This is a genomic window from Lysinibacter cavernae (assembly GCF_011758565.1).
GTDB classification, from domain to species: Bacteria; Actinomycetota; Actinomycetes; order Actinomycetales; family Microbacteriaceae; genus Lysinibacter; species Lysinibacter cavernae.
In genome coordinates this window covers 25955-45581 of sequence record NZ_JAAMOX010000001.1, presented here as the reverse complement: position 1 = coordinate 45581, position 19627 = coordinate 25955, and the positions used below count along the sequence as shown (strand labels likewise).

Here is a 19627-nt window from a genome sequence, read left to right as displayed (position 1 = left end):
TCGGCTGCCCTACGCGGTAGCAGCGGTTGAATCAGCGTCAATACGCGGGAACAGCGCCTCAAGCACGCTCACGGGAGTCTCTGGCGGCAGCTGCCCCCAGGTCCCGGCATCGCGAAGGTTCTGGCTCGCCAGCGAGCCGAGCACGGCTTCAGCGTTCAGCGCCTCCCACAGCTTCTCGGTGGCCAACGGGATGACGGGCGACAGCAATACCGCAAGGGCGCGCAGCCCTTCGGTTGCCGTGTACAGCACGGTTCCGAGGCGTTCGCGGGTCTCGTCGCTCTTGGCAAGCACCCACGGCTCCTGCTCGGTGATGTACCCGTTGAGGGCATCAACGATGGTCCAGATTGAGGCGAGCGCCTCGTGAATGTGGAAGGACTCAACAGCGGCATCCGCAGCCTTCGCGGCCTCGGCAACGATGCGCTGGATCTCGATCTCGGCATCCGTCACCGCGCCCGGAGCAGGCGTGACGCCGTCGTAGTAGCGCGAGTTCATGGCGAGCACGCGGCTGGCAAGGTTGCCAAAGCCGTTTGCGAGCTCAGCATGGTAGCGAGCGTGCAGATCTTCCCAGCTGAACGAGCCGTCCTGCCCAAAGCTCACGGCACGCATGAAGTAGTAACGGAATGCGTCAGAGCCAAACGTATCGGTGATCTCGTTCGGGGCAATACCGGTGAGTTTCGACTTCGACATCTTCTCGCCGCCAACAAGCAACCAGCCGTGACCAAACACGTGCTTCGGAACCTCAAGGCCAGCTGCCATAAGCATGGCTGGCCAGATGACGGCGTGGAATCGAAGGATGTCTTTGCCAACGATGTGGTTTGCCGGCCAGCGACGGTTGAACTCTTCGTCGTTCTCGCCATAGCCAACGGCCGTGACGTAGTTGAGCAGCGCATCGAACCACACGTAGGTGACGTGGCTGTTGTCCCACGGAATCGGGATGCCCCAGTCGAAGCTCGAACGAGAGATGGAGAGGTCTTTCAGACCGCTCTGCACGAAGGCAATAACCTCGTTGCGCGCACTTGATGGCTGCACAAAATCGGGACGCTCCTCATACAGGTCGAGCAGACGCTGCTGAAAGTCGCTCATGCGGAAGAAGTAGTTCTTCTCCTGCAACAGCTCAAGCGGCTTCGAGTGGATAGCGCACACCTTGACGCCCTCAAAGTCGCCGGTGCCAAGCACAATTTCGCTCTCTGGCTTGAACTCTTCGCAGCCAACGCAGTACAGCGCCTCAAACTCACCGGCATAGATGTGGCCGGCGTCGTAGAGCGTCTGCAGGAACTTCTGCACGTTCTTCTCGTGGCGGTCTTCCGTGGTGCGAATAAAATCATCGTTTGCCACGTCGATGGTTTCGAGTAGCGGAAGCCAGGCTTCCTTGACGAGCTTGTCAGCCCACTCCTTCGGGGTGACCCCATTTGCCGTCGCCGTGCGCAGGATCTTCTGACCGTGCTCATCGGTTCCGGTCAGCAGCCAGGTGTCATCACCCGACTGGCGGTGCCAACGAGCGAGCACATCTGCAGCTACCTCTGTGTAGGCATGACCGATGTGCGGTACGTCATTAACGTAGAAAATGGGCGTGGTAATAAAGAACGACGAGCCGGTGGACATACTCTCTATCCTACGGCCTAACAGGCCAGTGTTACGCCGAGTCGGCGACGCACAAACAGAGTTGTCGCAAACGCACCTTTCCGGGCTCGGCCAGGTGGATGTGTGACAACTGTTGCGGCGAGGGCTTCGCTAGTCGGGAAGGTCGGCTTCGACCTGCACAACGGGAACATGATGAACAGGAAAGTTGACCGAGTTCGCGATAAAGCAGAGTTCTCTGGCCCGACGGTGCGCGGCAAGCGCGGCATCCACCATCGCTGCGTCTTTGACCGTCACCACGGGGTGAAGGACCGCCTCGCTGAACGCGCCTCCCCCATGCCCGTCGAGTCGCATGCTGCCCGTCGCTGCATCCGTATATTCAACAACGACAACGCCAGACTCAACCGCGACGTGGAGGTAGGACATCATGTGACACTGGGCGAGAGCAGCCAGCAGCATCTCCTCAGGGTTCCAGCGACCGGGATCACCCCTGAACGGCTTATCGGCGGAGCCCTCGATGGGATGTTTTCCCTCGGCAAACACCGTGTGCTCGCGGCTGTACTCGCGGTAGCCGCTCGTGCCGCTGCCAAGGTTTCCCTGCCATTCGACAGTGACGGCGTACTGGTGGTCCCTACCAAGCGCGTTACCCATACGGCCATCGTACTCGCGGCGACGCTCGATGCCCCAAGACCGGCGAGAACGCGTCGGAGCGGGTAGGCTCGTACCCGATGAATAACGAGACGTTTAGCCTGAGTGACGCCGCACAACTCGCAGTGGTAACCCGCAGCGGTTTTGTGGAGTCCCGCCACGCCGGATCAGCCGTGGTGTTAGATGCCGACGGAGAGATCCTCCGCGAGCTTGGCAACCCGCGAGCCCTCATTTACCCGCGCTCATGCCTCAAGCCGCTTCAGGCCCTTGCCGTCATGACCAGCGGCGTCCAGCTGCTCCCAGAGCTCTCCGTCATCGCGATGGCCAGCCACTCCGGCACAGCAGACCACCTCGCGCTCGTGCAGCAGATTCTCAACCTTGCCGACCTCGATGCCTCTGCGCTGCAGTGCCCTGCCGATATTCCCGCCGACCGTGCGGCACGCAGCGAGGTCCTTCGCGAGGGCCTTGAGCCAAGCCCAATGTTTATGAACTGCTCTGGCAAGCACGCTGCAATGCTGCTGGCCTGCGTGGTGAACGACTGGCCCATCGAGACCTACCTCGAGCCAACCCATCCGTTGCAGCTGCACATCAAAGACACCGTGCAGCGGTTCACCGGCGAAAAAATCTCGGTCACGGGCGTAGACGGATGCGGCGCGCCCGTCTTCGCGGTTACCATTGTTGGCCTCGCCCGCGCCACAAGGCGCCTCATCACGTCGTCGACAACATCGCCGTTCCCACTGCACCGCCTTGCCGCAGAGCTCTACAAAAACGCGCTCGCGCACGGCTGGATTCTTGACGGCCAAGGCCGCCCCAACACCGTCGTCATCAACGAGCTCGGCGTGTTTGCCAAGTTCGGCGCAGAAGGAGTGATGATTATGGGTGCACCAAATGGCACCTCAGTCGCACTCAAAGTTCTTGATGGCAATCTGCGCGCCGCCACCGTGGCATCCCTTGAGCTGCTTGTCGAAACCGGGGCGCTTGCCCGCGGGGCCGTCGACCGGGTGTTGCCCCAGCTTGGCCTTGCAATCACAGGTGGATCTGAAGTGGTTGGCGAAGTTCGCGCCACCATTTCCTAGTCACACGTTCAAAGGTTTTTCATGTCGAAACACACAGTTCAGTCTCCCCTGCCCGGTTACGAGGCAACGGGCATCCAGCAGGGCCTGCCGACTCAGCCCCAGTTCGGCGAGCCAGGCTACGGGGTGCCAACGCACGGCCAACAGTCGGCGTTTTATATGTATCAGAGCGCGTTGCCGCCAAAGGATATCGCGATCGCGTACCTGCTCATGATTCCGTCGCTCGTCGCGATCTGCGGCCTGCAGCACTTCTACATTGGCAAAATTGGTAGGGGCATCTTGTGGCTGCTCACCGGTGGGCTCTTTGGCATCGGCACGATCGTTGACCTGTTCACGCTTCGTTCGCAGGTCAAGACGATCAACGCCCGAAGGGCCGTCGGCATCTCGTAGCCCCTGCGCGGTGTCCGGTGCCCGAAGGCACCGGACTCGTTTACGCTTCGTCGACCGCTGCTCCGGCAAACTGCGCGTTGTAGAGCGAGTAGTAGGCACCGCCCTGCGCGAGCAGTTCGTTGTGGTTTCCTTGCTCGACGATATTGCCTGATTCCATCACAAGGATGAGGTCGGCATCGCGGATCGTTGACAACCGGTGCGCAATCACAAACGATGTACGGTCTGCACGAAGCGCCTTCATCGCCTGCTGAACCAGCAACTCGGTGCGGGTATCAACCGACGAGGTGGCCTCGTCGAGGATCAGCACGTTTGGCTGAGCGAGGAAGGCCCTTGCGATCGTGAGCAGCTGTTTCTCACCAGCGCTGACGTTGGAGCCTTCATCATCGAGCACGGTGTCGTAGCCGTCGGGCAGCGAGTGCACAAAGCGATCAACGTAGGTCGCCTTCGCCGCGGCCAAGATCTCGGATTCGGTCGCGTCGGGTCGACCGTAGGCAATATTCTCACGGATGGTGCCGCTGAACAGCCAGGTGTCTTGCAACACCATTCCCGTACGACTGCGGAGGTCGTGGCGGGTCATATCGTTGATGTCGACACCATCGAGCGTGATGCGGCCGGCATCGATCTCGTAGAACCGCATCATGAGATTAACGAGGGTGGTTTTGCCGGCGCCGGTCGGGCCAACAATTGCGATGGTCTGGCCAGGTTCCGCGACGAGTGACAGGTTGTCGATAAGCGGCTTGTCTGGGACGTAGCGGAACGAAACATCCTCAAAGACCAAGCGCCCGCGTGACTCCTGAGGCGATTTTGCCGGCTGAGGGTCGGGGCTCTGCTCGTCGGCGTCGAGCAGTTCAAAGACGCGCTCGGCCGAGGCCACGCCAGACTGCAGGAGGTTTGCCATCGAGCCAAGCTGGGTGAGCGGCTGGGTGAACTGCCGTGAGTACTGAATGAAGGCGGTGACATCACCAAGCTGCATCGCCCCTGCGGCAACCTGGAGGCCACCAACAACCGCAATGACCACGTACATGAGGTTGCCAACAAACATCATTGCGGGCATGATGATGCCCGACACAAACTGCGCCCCAAATGATGCCGTGTACATCTCTTGGTTCTTCTTGCGGAACGTCTCTTCGACCTCGCGGTGGCGACCGAAGACCTTCACGAGGGCGTGCCCGGTAAACGCCTCCTCGATCTGCCCGTTGAGCTCTCCTGTGTGCTTCCACTGGGCAACAAAGAGCTTCTGCGACCGTTTCGCGATGACCACCGTGATGAGGATGGTCAACGGAATTGTCACAAGCGCGATTCCTGCGAGCAGCGGCGAAACAACAAACATCATGACGATAACGCCGATGACGGTGAGCAAGGAGGTGAGCAATTGGCTCAGCGTTTGCTGAAGACTCTGCGAAATGTTGTCAATATCGTTGGTGACACGGCTGAGCAGTTCTCCGCGCTGCATCTTGTCGAAGTAGCTGAGTGGCAGTCGATTGATTTTCAACTCAACGTCTTCGCGCAAGCGATACACAGTGCGCTGGACCACGCCGTTGAGCACGTAGGCCTGCAGCCATCCGAATACGGACGAGAGGATGTACAGGGCAAGCACGATGACAAGGACCCGTCCAAGCGCACCAAAGTCGATGCCGTGTCCCGGGTTCAGGGTCATGCCGCTGATCATGTCGGCTTGCTGGTCGTTGCCGGATGCTCTGAGCCCCGCGATCGCCTGCTCTTGGGTGATGCCGGCGGGCAGCGATTTTGAGACGACTCCCGCAAATACCAGGTTGATGCCTTGACCGAGCATCTTTGGACCGAGTACCGCGAGAACAACGCTTGCTGCGGCAAGGAGCGCAACAAGCCATACCTTGAATTGTTCCGGGGCAAGGCGTCTCATGAGCCGCCGAGCGCTCGGCCCAAAGTTCATCGCTTTCTGGACCGGCGCCATTCCGCCGCCAGGACCGTGGCCTCCGCCTGGGCCGCCAGGCCCCCTGCGCTCCCCTGCTGGTGCGGTGGGTGTATCTTTGTCGCTCATGCTGTTTCCTCTGCTGCAAGCTGAGACAACACAATCTCGGCGTAGGTTGGCGATGTTTCAAGGAGTTCGTCGTGGGTTCCCTTACCGACGACGCGGCCGTCTTCGAGCACGATAATTTGGTCGGCTCCGACGATGGTGGAAACGCGCTGTGCCACGATGATGAACGTTGACCCGCCGAGCTGTTCGCTCAGTGCGTTTCGGAGGTTTGCATCGGTCTTGAGGTCGAGCGCAGAAAACGAGTCGTCGAAGACGAAGATCTCTGACTGTTTCACCAGGGCACGCGCGATGGCGAGGCGCTGACGCTGACCACCAGAAACGTTTGTTCCGCCCTGCGCGATTTCGGAGTCAAGGCCATCTGGCATTGCGCTCACAAACTGCTTCGCCTGCGCGATCTCAAGCGCTGCCCAGAGCTCGTCGTCGGTGGCCTCTGGCCGACCGTAGCGGAGGTTGCTGGCAACGGTTCCCGAGAACAGGTACGGTTTCTGGGGAACAAGTCCGATGCGGGACCAGAGGATATCGGGGTCCATATCAGAGACGCTCACCCCGTCGATGCTCACAAGGCCGCTTGTGGCGTCAAAGAGGCGAGGCAGGAGGTTGACGAGCGTGGTTTTTCCCGAGCCAGTGCTGCCAATAATGGCGGTGGTCTGACCCGGCAGCGCGGTGAACGAGATATCGCTCAGGACCGGCTGCTCCGCCCCTGGGTAGGTGAAGCCGACTCCCGTCAGTTCAACAAGGCCGTCGCGTCGTGCGACGGCAACCGGATGCTCTGGGGGGCGAACGCTAGATTCGGTGTCAAGCACCTCGCCGATGCGGTCGGCGCAGACAGCAGCCCTCGGCACCATTACAGCCATGAAGGTTGCCATCATGACCGCCATCAGAATCTGCATGAGGTAGGTCAAGAATGCGGTCAAGGTGCCGATTTGCATGGACCCGTCTTCGATACGGAAGCCACCAAACCAGATGACGGCGACGCTCGAAACGTTGAGTACCAGCATGACAATCGGGAACATCAGCGCGAACAGCCGTCCGGCGCGCAGCGCGGTATCTGTGACCTCTTCGTTTGCGACGCCGAAACGCTTTTCTTCAATGTCTTCGCGAACGAACGCGCGGATGACACGGATACCGGTGAGTTGCTCACGAAGCACCCGGTTGACGTTGTCGATGCGAGCCTGCATGAGTCGGAACAGCGGCACCATCTTGATCACGATGGCACCGATCGACAGGAGCAGCACCGGAACGCTCACCGCGATGAGCCACGACAGCTCCAGATCTTGCTGCATCGCCATAACGATGCCACCGACCGCAAGGATGGGCGCTGAGACAAGCAGCGTGCAGGTCATGAGCACGAGCATCTGTACCTGCTGCACGTCGTTCGTGTTTCGTGTAATGAGAGACGGCGCTCCAAAGAGCGAAACCTCCCGTTCGGAGAATTCGCCAACTCGTTCGAAGAGCGCGGCCCGCAGGTCGCGGCCGACAAGCATGGCGGCTTTTGCACCGAAGTACACTGCGGCAATCGAGCACGCCACCTGCAGCACCGTGATGCCAAGCATGATCGCCCCGGTCGACATGATGTACCCCGTGTCGCCCTTCGCAACGCCGTTATCGATGATGTCAGCGTTGAGCGTTGGCAGGTAGAGCGAAGCAATTGACTGCGCAAGTTGGAAAAACACGACCCCAACCAACAAGGGCCAGTGCGGCCGCAGATAACGGCCGAGAAGTCTAAGCAGCATGGTGTTCCTTGAGTGTTGAGGGTGAGATTTGGGAGTGCGATGATGGCGTCTGAGGTGAAGGGTGCGGTTCAGGAGGAGAGCCGACGATACCGTAGAGCACCATCGAGGCAAGTTCGTCTGAACTCAGTTCGTATCCCTCGTTGAGGCGAGGGATTGCCGAGGCGAGTGCCAGCATCCGCACGAGGTGCGACACCGCGGCGCGCGACCAGAGCAGCCGGTCAAGATCAGGCTCGAGCAACTCGGCAATAATGCGGTTGAGATGCTCCCGTTGCGATACCAAATGCGGCTGCGAATGCTGCTCGATGGCTGCCCTGATCCTGAAGATGTTTCCGAACCGGTTTCGCAGTATCTCGATGATGAGCCTCACTTTGATTTCAAGAGACTCAGCCGGGTCGATACTACGGAGTTCTTTGCGCATCGGCTCGGGATCGAGATAGCGTTCGAACACCGCGGTGAGCAGGGTCTGCTTGTCCCCGAAGGCCCGGAAGATGGTTCCCTCTGCAAGGCCAGCCGCCTCAGCTAGTTGCTTTGAGGTAACCGAAGAGCCTTGCTCAAGAACGAGCGGAGTCACGGCGTCGATAATCATCGCTTTGCGATCATCGGGGGCTAACGGTTGGGCGCGGCGTGATGGGCCGTTGTCGTTGGCCGCCATCACTGGTTGTTCAGGTTCGTGCACCACCCAATCATAAATGAGTGAGCACTCACTCACCAATTTCGTTCGCTACGCGGAGAACGGACTCCCGGGCGGCAGGTACGATTGACCGGTAACCGTCAGGAGAAACATGGCTCAACCCAAGCTCACCAAAACCCGCCAACACGTCGCAATCGGCGAGGGCCTCGCCCTCGGCTGCCTCGCTGTTGGCATCCAGGGGTTGAGCACCAACCAACTTACGCTTGACCAGGGCTTCCGCTATGCCTGGCCACGCTGGGATTCGTCGCGCCGCTTCCCCAACGTGAACGTCGGGGTCAAGTACAACGATATCCGCAGCATCCTCGAGAAGAGCGGTCGTCGCCAGGGGCAGCCCGTCGCAGCCTTCCGCGTCGAGCAGGGACAGGGTTTTGTGCCATACCTGCGCAACGGCATCCACTCGGTGAACGACGCGGCCGCCCGCCTCGAAGAGGAAACTGGCGTACCACTCACTGCATGGAAAGCACTTGCCGAGCTCACCGCAAAGGGTCTCATTTAGCGCACCACACGACAGGCCCGGCCCCTCAACACGAGGGACCGGGCCTGTTGCATGCGCACTCGAGGATTAGGGAACGAGAACCAGGCGGATGGGATTTCCTTCTTTCCGCTCAAGCCGGGCAACTGCATCCGCGGCTTCGGCGAGGGGAATAGACCCACTGATCGAGCGGGAGAATTCGAGCCTGCCGTTCTTCGCTAGCGCAATGAGCTGCTCAACATGCTGAGGCTCCGAGCCATAGTGCCCACGGATCTGCTTGCGCAGGTACGAGAACATGGTGCTGTCTTCGATCGTGATCGGCCGCCCGCTGAGGCCAACAAGAATCAGCCGACCAGCCAACCCGAGCGACGCAATTGCCTGGGCACGTACGGGATCAACTCCGGCAAAGTCAAAGGCCACGTCGAGCCCCTTTCCAGCAGTTGCCGCGCCCAACTTGGCCGCAAACTCTGGGTCGGCAGGATCAAGAGCTATGTCGGCTCCAAACTCAAGCGCACGTTCACGGGCCTCCGCAATTGGGTCTATGGCAATCAGCGGCGACGCACCCACAAAACGGAGGAGTTGGATACCGTGCGCACCGAGCCCACCAACACCCCAGACGCCAACGGACTCCCCCGCAACAACCTCCCCGGTCCATTCGATTGCACCCCAGGGCGTTGAGACAGCGTCTGGGATAATGGCGGCCTGATCGAAGGGGAGATCGTCAGGAATAGGCGCCATGACGACCGCGGGGGCAACCAGGTATTCCGCCCAGCCTCCGTCGTAGTCAACGCCCATTGTCAGGACGGTCTCGCCCTGTTTTTTGCCTGCTTGAACGATTACCCTCGTCCCAACGGGTGGCGATTCGACGCCGGCACCGAGCGCTTCCACCGTTCCGGCGACCTCGTGCCCAAGCGTTACTTCATCGCCGTCGAGATACTGAGGCGTCAGCAGGCCCTCAATGAGGTGAACGTCAGAAAGGCAGACCCCCGCGGCGCCAACCTTGACTCGCACTTCGCCGGGACCAGGCACCGGAACTGGAACACGCTTCACCGAGAATTCTTTTGTCCGTACGTTCAAGCGTCCTGCGAGCATGGTCTCTTCTGACACGATCAACACCTTTCAATCAGCATTTCAATACTTTCGGTATTCAAATTATGGCACTGATTCAGGCAAAAGCGAATCCGCGTTGAGCGAACGACAAAACCCGCAAGCCGGGCAGCTGCGTCTCACCGGGGGCCTACACCTCCCGTTCACAACGGCCCGGCAAGCGAGAAACCGCCTCAATCCATCCGCTCATCGTCAGGGGCTGCGACCCCTACGACCTCATCAAACTCTTCGTCTCGAAGTTGATCGTCCCTCCCAAACTCTGGGTCCGCCTGAATGGGATCATCATCAAGACCTTCGATGACGGCATCTGGCACCGGCACCGAGATCGGTTCATCTGTTCCAGACATCCCGCACCTCCCTCGTACGTCGTGCATTCTGTCCCATCACAGCGGACTGATGCAGATTCTTCAAGGGGGTTGACAGCCAACAACCGACACAATTCACCCGCACCCTGATAGCGCACTGAGCATCCAGAAACAACCCGTTGAGGAAGATTGCGGCCGAGGGTAACGTGGGGAATCCACTTCACAACTCAGGAGGTCGTATGGGAATCCTTGATGACGCAAAAGAAACCATCAAAGCGGGGGCCGAAAAGGCAAAGGACGCCGTAGAAGATACGGTTGACCGCGTGAAGGACAAGGCCGACGAGGTAAAAGCCGAAGCCGAAGTTCGCAAGGCCGAAGCGGAGCGAGACTCCGTCAAGGCCCGCAACGAAGCCAAAGAAGACCTTCGCTAACACTCACTAGCGCGCAAAGGGCCTCTCCCGATCGTAAAACCGGGAGAGGCCCTTTGTCAGTTAACCCGCGACTATTCGCTGGCCGCCGAATCCGCTGCCGTTGGTTCGGCTACGTCCTCGGCTGAGACCACAACACCTGGTGCGGTCGAACCCTGAACGTCTTCGATCGCCCCGCGGAACTGCGACTGGTACAGGTCGTAGTACGCGCCGCGACGCTCAAGCAGCGCGTCGTGGTTGCCCTGCTCAACGATGCGCCCCTCCTCCATCACGAGGATCGTGTCGGCATCGCGGATTGTCGACAACCGGTGCGCAATCACAAACGACGTGCGGTCAGTCCGCAGCGTTGCCATAGCCTGCTGAACAAGCAGCTCGGTGCGGGTGTCAACCGACGAGGTTGCCTCGTCAAGGATGAGCAGCGAGGGGTTTGCGATAAACGCACGCGCAATCGTCAGCAACTGGCGTTCGCCCGCAGAAACCGTGCCACCATCGGCGTCAAGAACCGTGTCATAGCCGTCAGGGAGTTGACGCACAAACCGGTCAACCATGGTGGCCTGAGCTGCTGCTACGACCTCATCATCGGTTGCGTCGAGACGTCCGTAGCGGATGTTCTCGCGGATAGTTCCTTCGAAAAGCCAAGCATCCTGCAGCACCATCCCGACCTGCGAACGAAGTTCGGCACGCGACAACGCGGTAATGTCAACGCCGTCGAGCAGGATGCGCCCACCGGTGAGCTCATAGAACCGCATGACGAGGTTAACCAGCGTGGTCTTTCCAGCGCCGGTCGGCCCGACAATAGCCACGGTGTGCCCCGGCTGAGCGGAGAACGACAGGTCTTCGATGAGCGGATTCTCGGGGCTGTAGCTAAACGACACCCGCTCAAACTCAACGTGACCGTCGGTGGGCTCTGGCAGGTGTTCTGTTGCCTGCTCCTCATCCTGTTCGTCCGCATCGAGCAGTTCAAACGTGCGCTCTGCAGAGGCAACACCAGACTGCAGCATGTTTGCCATGCTCGCCATCTCACCAATTGGCTGCGAGAACTCTCGCGAGTACTGGATGAACGCGGTCGCGTCGCCGAGTGTGAGCTGGCCAGAGGCCACTCGAAGCCCACCAACAACGGCGATAAGCACGTACGACAGGTAGGAGACAAACGTCATCGCAGGCATGATCATGCCCGAGACAAACTGTGCCCCGAAGGATGCCGAGTAGAGCTTCTCGTTACGACGATCGAACTCCTCAAGCATTTCTTTGTCGCGGCCAAAGGCACGAACGATCTCTTGACCGGAGAACGTCTCTTCGATGTGACCGTTCAGGGCGCCGGTGTTCTTCCACTGCGCTGAAAACAGTTTCTGCGAGCGTGCGCCGATAACTCCGGCGATAATTCCGGAGAGCGGGAGCGCAATCAATGCGATCAACGCGAGTTGCCACGAAACGATAAACATCATCGCCGCGATTCCAAGCACTGTGAGCAACGACTGCACCAGTTGCGAGAAGGCTTGTTGCAGGGCTGACTGAATGTTGTCAACGTCGTTTGTCACTCGCGACATCAGGTCTCCGCGCTGGCGGGTGTCAAAGTAGCTCAGCGGCAGGCGGTTAATCTTGACCTCAATGTCTTGGCGAAGCTTGTACACAACGCGCATGACGAGACCGTTCAGAATGAAGCCCTGCGCCCACATGAGCGTCGAGGCAACCGTGTACATCGCGAGGACCGCGATGATGAGGCGACCGAGCGTCCCAAAATCGATTCCCTCGCCAGGCACAACGGACGTCCCTCGCAGCATGTCGGCAAATTGTCCGTCGCCGTCGGCCCGAGCCTGCTCAATAATTTGGTCGAGCGGCACACCCTTCGGCAGCTGGGATCCAATAACGCCGTTGAAGATGACGTCCATTGCTTGGCCAAGCACCTTCGGCGCAATTACCGTCAGCACAACCGAAATGATGACAAGCAAGACCACAAGCGACATTTTTGCTCGCTCCGGCCGAAGCAGGCCCATGAGTCGTTTTGCGGATGGCCAGAAGTGCTGGGCCTTCTTGGCCGGCGCACCGCCAAACATATCGCCGTCGGCCTCGCTGGGCGTGTAGTCGTATTCGAGTTCTTCGACAAGGGTGTCGGTCTCGATGGGATCGTTGGGGGTCATATCCTGTGATTTCTTCTTGCGTGAGGATGACTGAGCCATGAGTTACGCCACCCCTTCTACGCTCAGCTGTGAAGCGACGATTTGCTGGTAGGTGTTGTTGCTGGCAAGCAACTCGTCGTGAGTTCCTCGTCCAACAATCGCACCGTCGTCAACAACCAGAATCTGATCGGCGCCGGTGATAGTCGAAATACGCTGGGCAACGATGATGACGGTCGCGTCACCGGTCGCATCACCAAGCGCCTCCCTGAGTCGCGCGTCGGTTGACACATCGAGGGCAGAGAACGAGTCGTCAAACACGTAGACCAACGGCTGCGCCGCAAGCGCCCGAGCTATACAGAGGCGCTGGCGCTGGCCGCCGGAAACGTTCGTACCGCCCTGCGAGATGATGGAGGCTAGACCTTTCTCCTTCTCTCGAACGAAGTCTTCACCCTGCGCAATCCGTAGCGCCTCCCACAGCTCGTCGTCGGTTGCGTCGGCCCGCCCAAAGCGAAGGTTCGAAGCAATCGTGCCTGAGAAAAGGTAAGGCTTCTGGGAAACAAGCCCAACCACCTCTGAGAGCTGGTGGCGTGTGAGCTCGTTAACGGGGGCACCGTCGATCGTGACGCTTCCAGCCTGCGGGTCGAACATCCGAGGCAGCAGGTTAATGAGCGTCGTCTTGCCCGAACCGGTCGAGCCGACGATAGCCGTTGTCTGGCCAGGCTCGGCAGTGAAGCTGACGTTGTCAAGCACGGGACGCTCTGCACCAGGGTAACCAAATGTCACGTTCGAGAACTGAACTTTGCCTGTGGTTGGGGTAGCAATCGTCGGAACGTCAGAAATCTCGAGGCTCGGATGGGTATCCAAGACCTCCTTGATGCGCTCGGCACAGACAACGGCACGCGGGATCATCATGACCATGAAGACACCCATCATGACGGCCATGAGGATCTGCAAGAGGTACTGGAGGAACGCCGTCAGCGATCCGACCTGCATGTCTCCAGCGTCAACTCGATGCCCACCAAACCACAGGACGGCCGCGGTGGCGATGTGGAGCACCATCATGATCACTGGGAACATCAGCACAAAGATGTTGCCAACCTTGAGCGAGACCTGCGTGATTGCATCGTTAGCCTTGCGATAGCGCTCGGATTCGAATGGCTCACGGACAAACGCGCGGACGACCCTGATGCCAACAATCTGCTCGCGGAGCACGCCGTTGATGCCGTCGATACGGTCTTGCATCAGGCGGAAGAGCGGCATCAGCAGGTACACGAGGAAGCCAACGATCACAAACAGGACAGGAACGGAGACCCAGACCAGCCACGACAGGCCGGCGTCCTCGCGCAGTGCCATGATGATGCCACCGATGCACATGATGGGAGTCGACACCATGAAGTTGAGCGTCATGAGCACAAGCATCTGCACCTGCTGCACGTCGTTTGTGCTTCGGGTAATCAGAGTTGCGGTTCCGAACGTACTCGTCTCAAGGGCGCTGAGTGAATCAACCTTGCGATACACCTCGCGACGGATGTCGCGGCCAATCGCCATGGCAGTCTTTGCCCCAAAATACACACCACCAATGGCGGTCACGACCTGGGCGAGACATACAACGAGCATCGTGACACCGGTCGACCAAATGAAATCGGTATCTCCGGTGCTCACACCCTTATCAATAATTTGAGCGTTGAGGCTCGGGAGGTAGAGGGCAGCGATCGTTGAGATCAGCTGCAGAATGAACACCGCAATGATCCCGACCTTATAGGGCCGGGCATGGCGAAGCACAAGCGAAAAAAGAACCACGTGGGGGAATCCTTAATAACACAGAAGACGACAGAAGGAAAGATCACGGTAACGAACCTTAACGGTCTTGTCAAGTCTTTCGCCAATCTTGACCCTGAGTACGGAAAAAGAGCGGCCCGGATGCCCATGGTGGGAGACATCCGGGCCGCTCGGCTGTACTACGCGAGTCCCTACGACGCGCGTCGGCGATTCAGCCGCAAAAGGACGGCAGTCCCTCCAGCAACAAGCAGCGCGGCCAGCGCCAGCATGCCGTCCGTGGCTACGCCAGTGACGGCAAGCCCAGCGTTCCCCTGAGCTGAAGAGCCCACCGGTTCCGTAGGATTATCAACGGGCGGCTTCCCAACAGGAGTTGGCTCGCTCGGCTCGGTGACCGCGTTCCACGGGTCCTCCGCAGCAACGGGAATCCCCGAGAACGCACCAACGGCTGAGACCGTAGCGGTGTTGGCATGGGCGACTCCGGCTGACATGCCGGGAAGCTCAAGCACACACTCGAAGCTGGCGCCGGGAACAAACGGCCCGTCCCAGTTGGTGCCAGTTGACGGACCACCAAGCGGCGAAAAGTCACAGCTCAGATTGATTGCGGCAGGACCCCTGAGCGTATTGTCGGCAACCACAACGTTGCTGAGCACTTCATCACCGACATTTGTCACCGTCAGCTTCAGCGCCTCCTTCGCACCGGGTTCGACCGTTTTCGGCTCAGTGTTGTAGTCGCCGGCATCGATGCTGCCGTCTGCAACCGACCATTTCTTCAGCGAGATGGCCGGCACAGGGTCGGTTGCATCGCCGTCACCGCCAGATCCGGCTCTGGCAACCCGGCCGAGCTCGCCCGTCTCAAGTTGTTCGCTCGGCGACTTAATGGTCACTACGTTTGTAAACTCTGGCGTTCCTGCCGTCGTCTCCACGACGTAGTAGATCGTAATGAACTCCGCGGAGTATGCGACTCCGTCTCTGGTCTCGGCCGCGCCTATTGTGTCGAGCGTCAGCGTAAAACCGCCATCCGATGCCGCAGTGACGTCCCAACGGGCATCCGCGACATCCTCGGTGACCGAGATATCCTCAGTCGGACCAGTGAAGCGTTGCGCTTTCACCTCAAACGAGGCCTGGTCAAGCTTCTGACCTACCCCCATCACATCGGTGATCACGATCGGGCCGGCATAGCCCTGCGCACGGGTCGGAAGGCCTATGCCCCACTGCAGATGACCTTCTGACTTGTCCGTAAACCAACCGTACTTCCATGCGTCTTGCTCTACGGGTGCTGGTCCGGGAATCCATGGTCCAGGCTCCGGACCAACCTCGATCGTCAGTGGCGGGATGCCAACACCAAAGTTCAGATCGATGTTGCCTCCATCTGCGCTGTCAGGCAACTTCACCCAGTCGACAAAAAAGTATCCTTTTCCACCAATCTTGGTTTTGCCGTTCAAGAAGTTGTCGAGCGTAAATACAACTTCGGTTCCGTTCCAGACAGCGTTGGCTACAACGTTGCCGCCCTCGTCCGTGAGGTCAAAGCTGGTTGTCGCTGCTGGCGCAAGTTCCGCAGGCAGTCGCAGCGAAAAAATGTCACCCCCTTTGGCTCCGTTTGGCACGGCCCAGGTGAAGTCAAGTTTGAACCGTTGACCCCAGTCGAGCTGTGTGTGTTGCGTCGTGACCGAGGTGATTCCGCCTGGGTAGGTTGCCGCTTGCGCGGCAGGTGCTCCCCCAACGATTGACGCGGTCAGCAGTGCGCCAACAGCCGCAATAGTCCCTAATATTCGTCCGATTACGCGCCTTGATGGCAGCGAAAATTGTGACATTTTCGAATGTACCTCTCACAAATAATGTGAGCTCTCCCCTAGCGAACAACATCGAGTGAATCGATCTCACTCGCCAAGTGCGCTCCCCCTGAGCGCGTGAACCCCTACCTGCTTGTCTACCAGCGCGATTCTTGCGGTTGGGCCTTTTGAGTAGCACTTAACCCGGCAACTTCATCCGCTCCCCACCCATTCAAGGGCAATATACTGGCGATTGCAGTGAGGAAGGGTGAGGGCCGTGCTACGTTTGAAGGCTCGACGGTCGAGCCTCAGACCTGTTTGGAACTTCCATGAACGATTCGTTTTCCCTCAACCGCGCCAACTGGGACGAACGGGCTCCCATCCACGCCGCATCCGAAGCGTATTCGGTCAATCGTTTTGTCGAGGATCAATCCTTTATCAGCGATGTTGTTCGTTTTGATCTCCCTCTGCTTGGAGAAATCACGGGGCTCACCGGCATTCACCTGCAGTGCCACATCGGCACCGATACCGTCTCACTCGCACGCCTTGGCGCGACGATGACGGGGCTCGACTTTTCACCGGCATCCCTTGCTGAGGGAAAGGCCCTCGCAGCGGCGGTTGACCTCGACATCAGGTTTATTGAGTCGAATGTGTACGACGCCCCTGCCGCGGTCGACGGCAGAACCTTTGACCTTGTGTATACAGGGATTGGTGCGATTTGCTGGCTGCCAAGCATCGAGCGCTGGGCCTCAACCGTTGCTGCACTCCTGTCTCCGGGAGGCCGTCTCTTCATTCGAGAGGGCCACCCGATGCTCTGGGCCATCGACGACGAACGCGATGATGCCATCGTCGTCACACATCCCTACTTTGAGACAGCTGAGCCGCTCGTCTGGGACGACGACAGCACGTATGTTGAAACGACCGAGGTCATCACGTCGACCGTCTCTCACGAGTGGAATCACGGTATCGGCGAACTCATGACGGCGCTCCTCGGACAGGGGCTCACCATTACCTCCTTCGTTGAACATCAGAGCGTGCCGTGGGATGCGCTTCCCGGCCAGCTCACCGAGGTTGAACACGGTGAGTATGTACTCACGGACCGGCCGGAGCGCCTTCCACTGACGTACACGCTTACGGCGACGAAGCCCCTATAACCGCTGCGCACACGCCCGCCCGCGCAACGGATACTCCCCCGCGTGCACGTTTGAGCGGCTTGGATGCCCGCCTGACCTCTGGCACGGCATCCAAGCGGCCAATTTCTGCACGTATGTTCATTCAGAGTGCAAAATTGCGCGCCTCTCTCGCCCTGGCGCTACAGTGAGTCCAGCGCGACCGACACGCATCCAAAGCGCGAATATTCGGGCTCCCCGCGACGGACTCACGTCCAGTTGACGAGAAGGCCGATTGCCGCAGCCAATGCACCCTCCCCACCGCAAGTTACTGCAATCACGTGTGTAACGCGGGTCTATTTGTCGCGCCCAAAACCTCCTCCCACAGCAGCACACTCATACCCATACAAAGGAGTCGGGACCTAATGAAAACATCCCTCACCAAGAAGAACAGTTTCTGGCTGTTCCTGTCATTAGCACTCGTGCTCATTTCAGCAATCGGCGCATCCGTGGTCCAAACGAACGCCGGCAACGTCACGATCAAAGACATGCGGTGGGAGACCTCATCAGGCCAAGAGATGAGCGCGCTGCTCTTCAAGCCAGATGGCGTATCCGCAGAACATAAAGCGCCAGGCATCGTGGTCAGCCACGGCTGGTGGAACAACCGCGAGATGCAAGATGCCAACTATGTCGAGCTTGCACGCCGCGGCTTTGTGGTGATCTCAATTGACATGTACGGTCACGGAAACTCCGACCCGCTGGTGAACGACGACCTCGCGCTCGGCGGCACCGGCATGTACGACGCGGTCAAACTCATGGCAGACCTCCCATACGTTGACACCAACAAGATTGGCGTCTCAGGGCACTCAAACGGCGCTCGCGCGGCAAATTTCTCGGTCGCCCTTGACAACGCGGCAGACACGCAGCTTATCTCGGCTGTCCTGCTCGTTGACAACGACGCCGTCTACACCGACGCCGAAAACGAAAACGCGTTCTTCAACCTGTACGGCACGCGCGACGTTGGCATCGTCGCTGACCAGTACGACGAGTTCTTCTTCCGCAGCTACAGCCCGGAAGGCGAAGTACTCACCGCGCCTCGCGACTTTATTGGCACACCAAACGCGCAGTCGTTCCTTAACTTTGGAACAGACCCCGAGAAGGCAAAAGAAACCCGCGAAGCCGGCAACTTCTACACGGAAAAGGTTGACGGGGAAGAAGCCATTCGCGTGATCTTCACCCCGGCAGAAACCCACCCGTGGGGCACCATCTCAAAGACGACCGTGACGAGCCAACTCGACTTCTTTGAGCAGGCCCTCGGCGCACCAAACGCGATCGACGCATCCAACCAGGTGTGGCAGATCAAGGAGGGGTTCACTGCCCTCGGACTCGTTGGCTTCGGAATCTTCCTCGTCGCGTTCACGAGGGCGCTCCTCGGAACCCGTGCCTTCGCCGCACTCAAGAAACCGGCCGCACCGGCAGTCGCGGCAAACACGAAGCAGCTGGCCTGGTTCTGGGGCGGCCTCGTCGTATCCGTTCTCTTCTCTGGATTCAGCTACATCTGGCTCAGCCAGAATGCAACCGTTGGCGGCATCGCGTTCAACGCAACTCCAACAGCATTCACGCAGGGTGCCGTGTACTTCATCGGGCTCTGGTCTGCAATCAACGGAGCTGCGGCAATCGTCATCATGACGATTTCGTACCTGCTCTTTGGCCGCAAGAACGGGTTCGATCTGAAGGCGACCGGAGTGCTCCCCGGCTGGAAAAACTTCTTCCACGGCATCGGGCTCAGCCTCGTAGTCGTTGCCGCGGCGTTCTTCCTTGTCTTCCTTGTTGACTACTTCTTCAAGACCGACTTCCGCTGGTGGGTTGTTGCCATCAAGGCCTTCGGCGCTGACAAGCTGTGGATCGCGTTGCTCTACGTTCCGTTCTTCCTCGCCTACTACGTGTTCAACTCGGTCTCGATCAACGCGTTCAACCGATTTACGCTGCTGGGCAAGGAATGGCTCAACACCGCGCTGCTCGCCGTTGCCAACATGATTGCGCCGCTCATCCTCGTGATCGTGCAGTACACCACGTTTGCAAGCAGCGGCCAGCTGGTTCCAGGATTTGGCGGAATCTTCAGTATTTGGCTGTTCCCCGTCATCCTCATTCTGTTTGTCTCAGCGTTTATCTCCCGCAAGATCTACCGCGCGACAAATAACCCGTACATTGGTGGATTTATCAATGCGCTGGTTGTGACGATCATCTCGGTCTCGAACACGCTCACCGTCACGTACTAAGGTCAGCGGCAGGATCCGATGGGGTCAAGGTCGCTCGCTTCGCCCACTCGTTGTGGGCCTGGCGAGCTGGCTTTGGCCCCATCACTGCTTAACCTGCGACAGGGAGAGTCGTTCCTACGTAAATTGCGTTCG

The 19627-nt window shown here is 59.2% G+C and carries 16 protein-coding genes; 6 read left to right on the top strand and 10 right to left on the bottom strand.

Annotated features, from left to right (window positions below; all coding sequences use genetic code 11):
• Positions 1-9 precede the first annotated feature (9 nt).
• Together metG and FHX76_RS00180 are read right to left on the bottom strand one after the other, a co-directional pair.
• Entirely contained in the window at positions 10-1602 is a 1593-nt protein-coding gene (gene metG, locus FHX76_RS00185) for a methionine--tRNA ligase (protein ID WP_167146331.1), read from the bottom strand.
• Between the two features lie 129 nt (positions 1603-1731).
• The gene (locus FHX76_RS00180) at positions 1732-2229 is read right to left on the bottom strand and encodes an OsmC family protein (RefSeq protein WP_167146328.1); all 498 of its coding nucleotides are present in this window, start codon (positions 2227-2229) and stop codon (positions 1732-1734) included.
• A gap of 77 nt (positions 2230-2306) precedes the next feature.
• Here FHX76_RS00180 and FHX76_RS00175 point away from each other — a divergent pair, with 77 nt between their 5' ends.
• Together FHX76_RS00175 and FHX76_RS00170 are read left to right on the top strand one after the other, a co-directional pair.
• Entirely contained in the window at positions 2307-3302 is a 996-nt protein-coding gene (locus FHX76_RS00175) for an asparaginase (RefSeq protein WP_167146325.1), read from the top strand.
• Positions 3303-3323: 21 nt separating this feature from the next.
• On the top strand, positions 3324-3689 hold the full coding sequence (locus FHX76_RS00170) for a TM2 domain-containing protein (protein WP_167146321.1): 366 nt from the start codon (positions 3324-3326) through the stop codon (positions 3687-3689).
• Positions 3690-3729: 40 nt separating this feature from the next.
• On the opposite strand, the gene FHX76_RS00165 is transcribed toward FHX76_RS00170, so the two are convergent.
• From FHX76_RS00165 to FHX76_RS00155, 3 genes are read right to left on the bottom strand one after another with little or no spacing between them, the layout of a single operon-like run.
• Positions 3730-5709: an ABC transporter ATP-binding protein gene (locus tag FHX76_RS00165; RefSeq protein ID WP_167146318.1), complete on the bottom strand. Its 1980-nt coding sequence runs from the start codon at positions 5707-5709 to the stop codon at positions 3730-3732.
• Positions 5706-7439 (bottom strand): ABC transporter ATP-binding protein, encoded by a 1734-nt coding sequence (locus FHX76_RS00160; protein ID WP_167146315.1) that lies wholly within the window; start codon positions 7437-7439, stop codon positions 5706-5708. Before FHX76_RS00160 ends, FHX76_RS00165 begins: the two co-directional genes overlap by 4 nt.
• Entirely contained in the window at positions 7429-8115 is a 687-nt protein-coding gene (locus FHX76_RS00155; protein ID WP_341777811.1) for a TetR/AcrR family transcriptional regulator, read from the bottom strand. Before FHX76_RS00155 ends, FHX76_RS00160 begins: the two co-directional genes overlap by 11 nt.
• A gap of 106 nt (positions 8116-8221) precedes the next feature.
• On the opposite strand from FHX76_RS00155, the gene FHX76_RS00150 reads away from it, so the two are divergent.
• Positions 8222-8626, top strand: coding sequence for a hypothetical protein (locus tag FHX76_RS00150; RefSeq protein ID WP_167146312.1), 405 nt, complete (start codon positions 8222-8224; stop codon positions 8624-8626).
• A gap of 66 nt (positions 8627-8692) precedes the next feature.
• Here the strand turns inward: FHX76_RS00150 and FHX76_RS00145 are convergent, their stop codons facing one another.
• Both FHX76_RS00145 and FHX76_RS00140 read right to left on the bottom strand, forming a co-directional pair.
• Positions 8693-9709 (bottom strand): zinc-binding dehydrogenase, encoded by a 1017-nt coding sequence (locus tag FHX76_RS00145; RefSeq protein WP_341777810.1) that lies wholly within the window; start codon positions 9707-9709, stop codon positions 8693-8695.
• A 173-nt stretch (positions 9710-9882) separates the two neighbouring features.
• Entirely contained in the window at positions 9883-10056 is a 174-nt protein-coding gene (locus FHX76_RS00140) for a hypothetical protein (protein ID WP_167146309.1), read from the bottom strand.
• A 197-nt stretch (positions 10057-10253) separates the two neighbouring features.
• Between FHX76_RS00140 and FHX76_RS00135 the strand changes: the two genes are divergently transcribed.
• Entirely contained in the window at positions 10254-10445 is a 192-nt protein-coding gene (locus tag FHX76_RS00135) for a hypothetical protein (RefSeq protein WP_167146306.1), read from the top strand.
• A gap of 71 nt (positions 10446-10516) precedes the next feature.
• On the opposite strand, the gene FHX76_RS00130 is transcribed toward FHX76_RS00135, so the two are convergent.
• From FHX76_RS00130 to FHX76_RS00120, 3 genes are all read right to left on the bottom strand, one after another.
• Positions 10517-12580: an ABC transporter ATP-binding protein gene (locus tag FHX76_RS00130; protein ID WP_208402495.1), complete on the bottom strand. Its 2064-nt coding sequence runs from the start codon at positions 12578-12580 to the stop codon at positions 10517-10519.
• Positions 12581-12622: 42 nt separating this feature from the next.
• Positions 12623-14359, bottom strand: coding sequence for an ABC transporter transmembrane domain-containing protein (locus FHX76_RS00125; RefSeq protein WP_167146303.1), 1737 nt, complete (start codon positions 14357-14359; stop codon positions 12623-12625).
• A 170-nt stretch (positions 14360-14529) separates the two neighbouring features.
• A complete protein-coding gene (locus tag FHX76_RS00120) occupies positions 14530-16149 on the bottom strand; it encodes an Ig-like domain-containing protein (protein WP_167146300.1) in 1620 nt (539 codons plus the stop codon).
• Between the two features lie 287 nt (positions 16150-16436).
• On the opposite strand from FHX76_RS00120, the gene FHX76_RS00115 reads away from it, so the two are divergent.
• Both FHX76_RS00115 and FHX76_RS00110 read left to right on the top strand, forming a co-directional pair.
• Positions 16437-17261 carry a class I SAM-dependent methyltransferase gene (locus FHX76_RS00115; protein ID WP_167146297.1) on the top strand — a complete coding sequence of 275 codons (825 nt, stop codon included), beginning with the start codon at positions 16437-16439 and terminating at the stop codon, positions 17259-17261.
• A gap of 380 nt (positions 17262-17641) precedes the next feature.
• On the top strand, positions 17642-19495 hold the full coding sequence (locus FHX76_RS00110; RefSeq protein ID WP_167146294.1) for a dienelactone hydrolase family protein: 1854 nt from the start codon (positions 17642-17644) through the stop codon (positions 19493-19495).
• Positions 19496-19627: the final 132 nt, after the last annotated feature.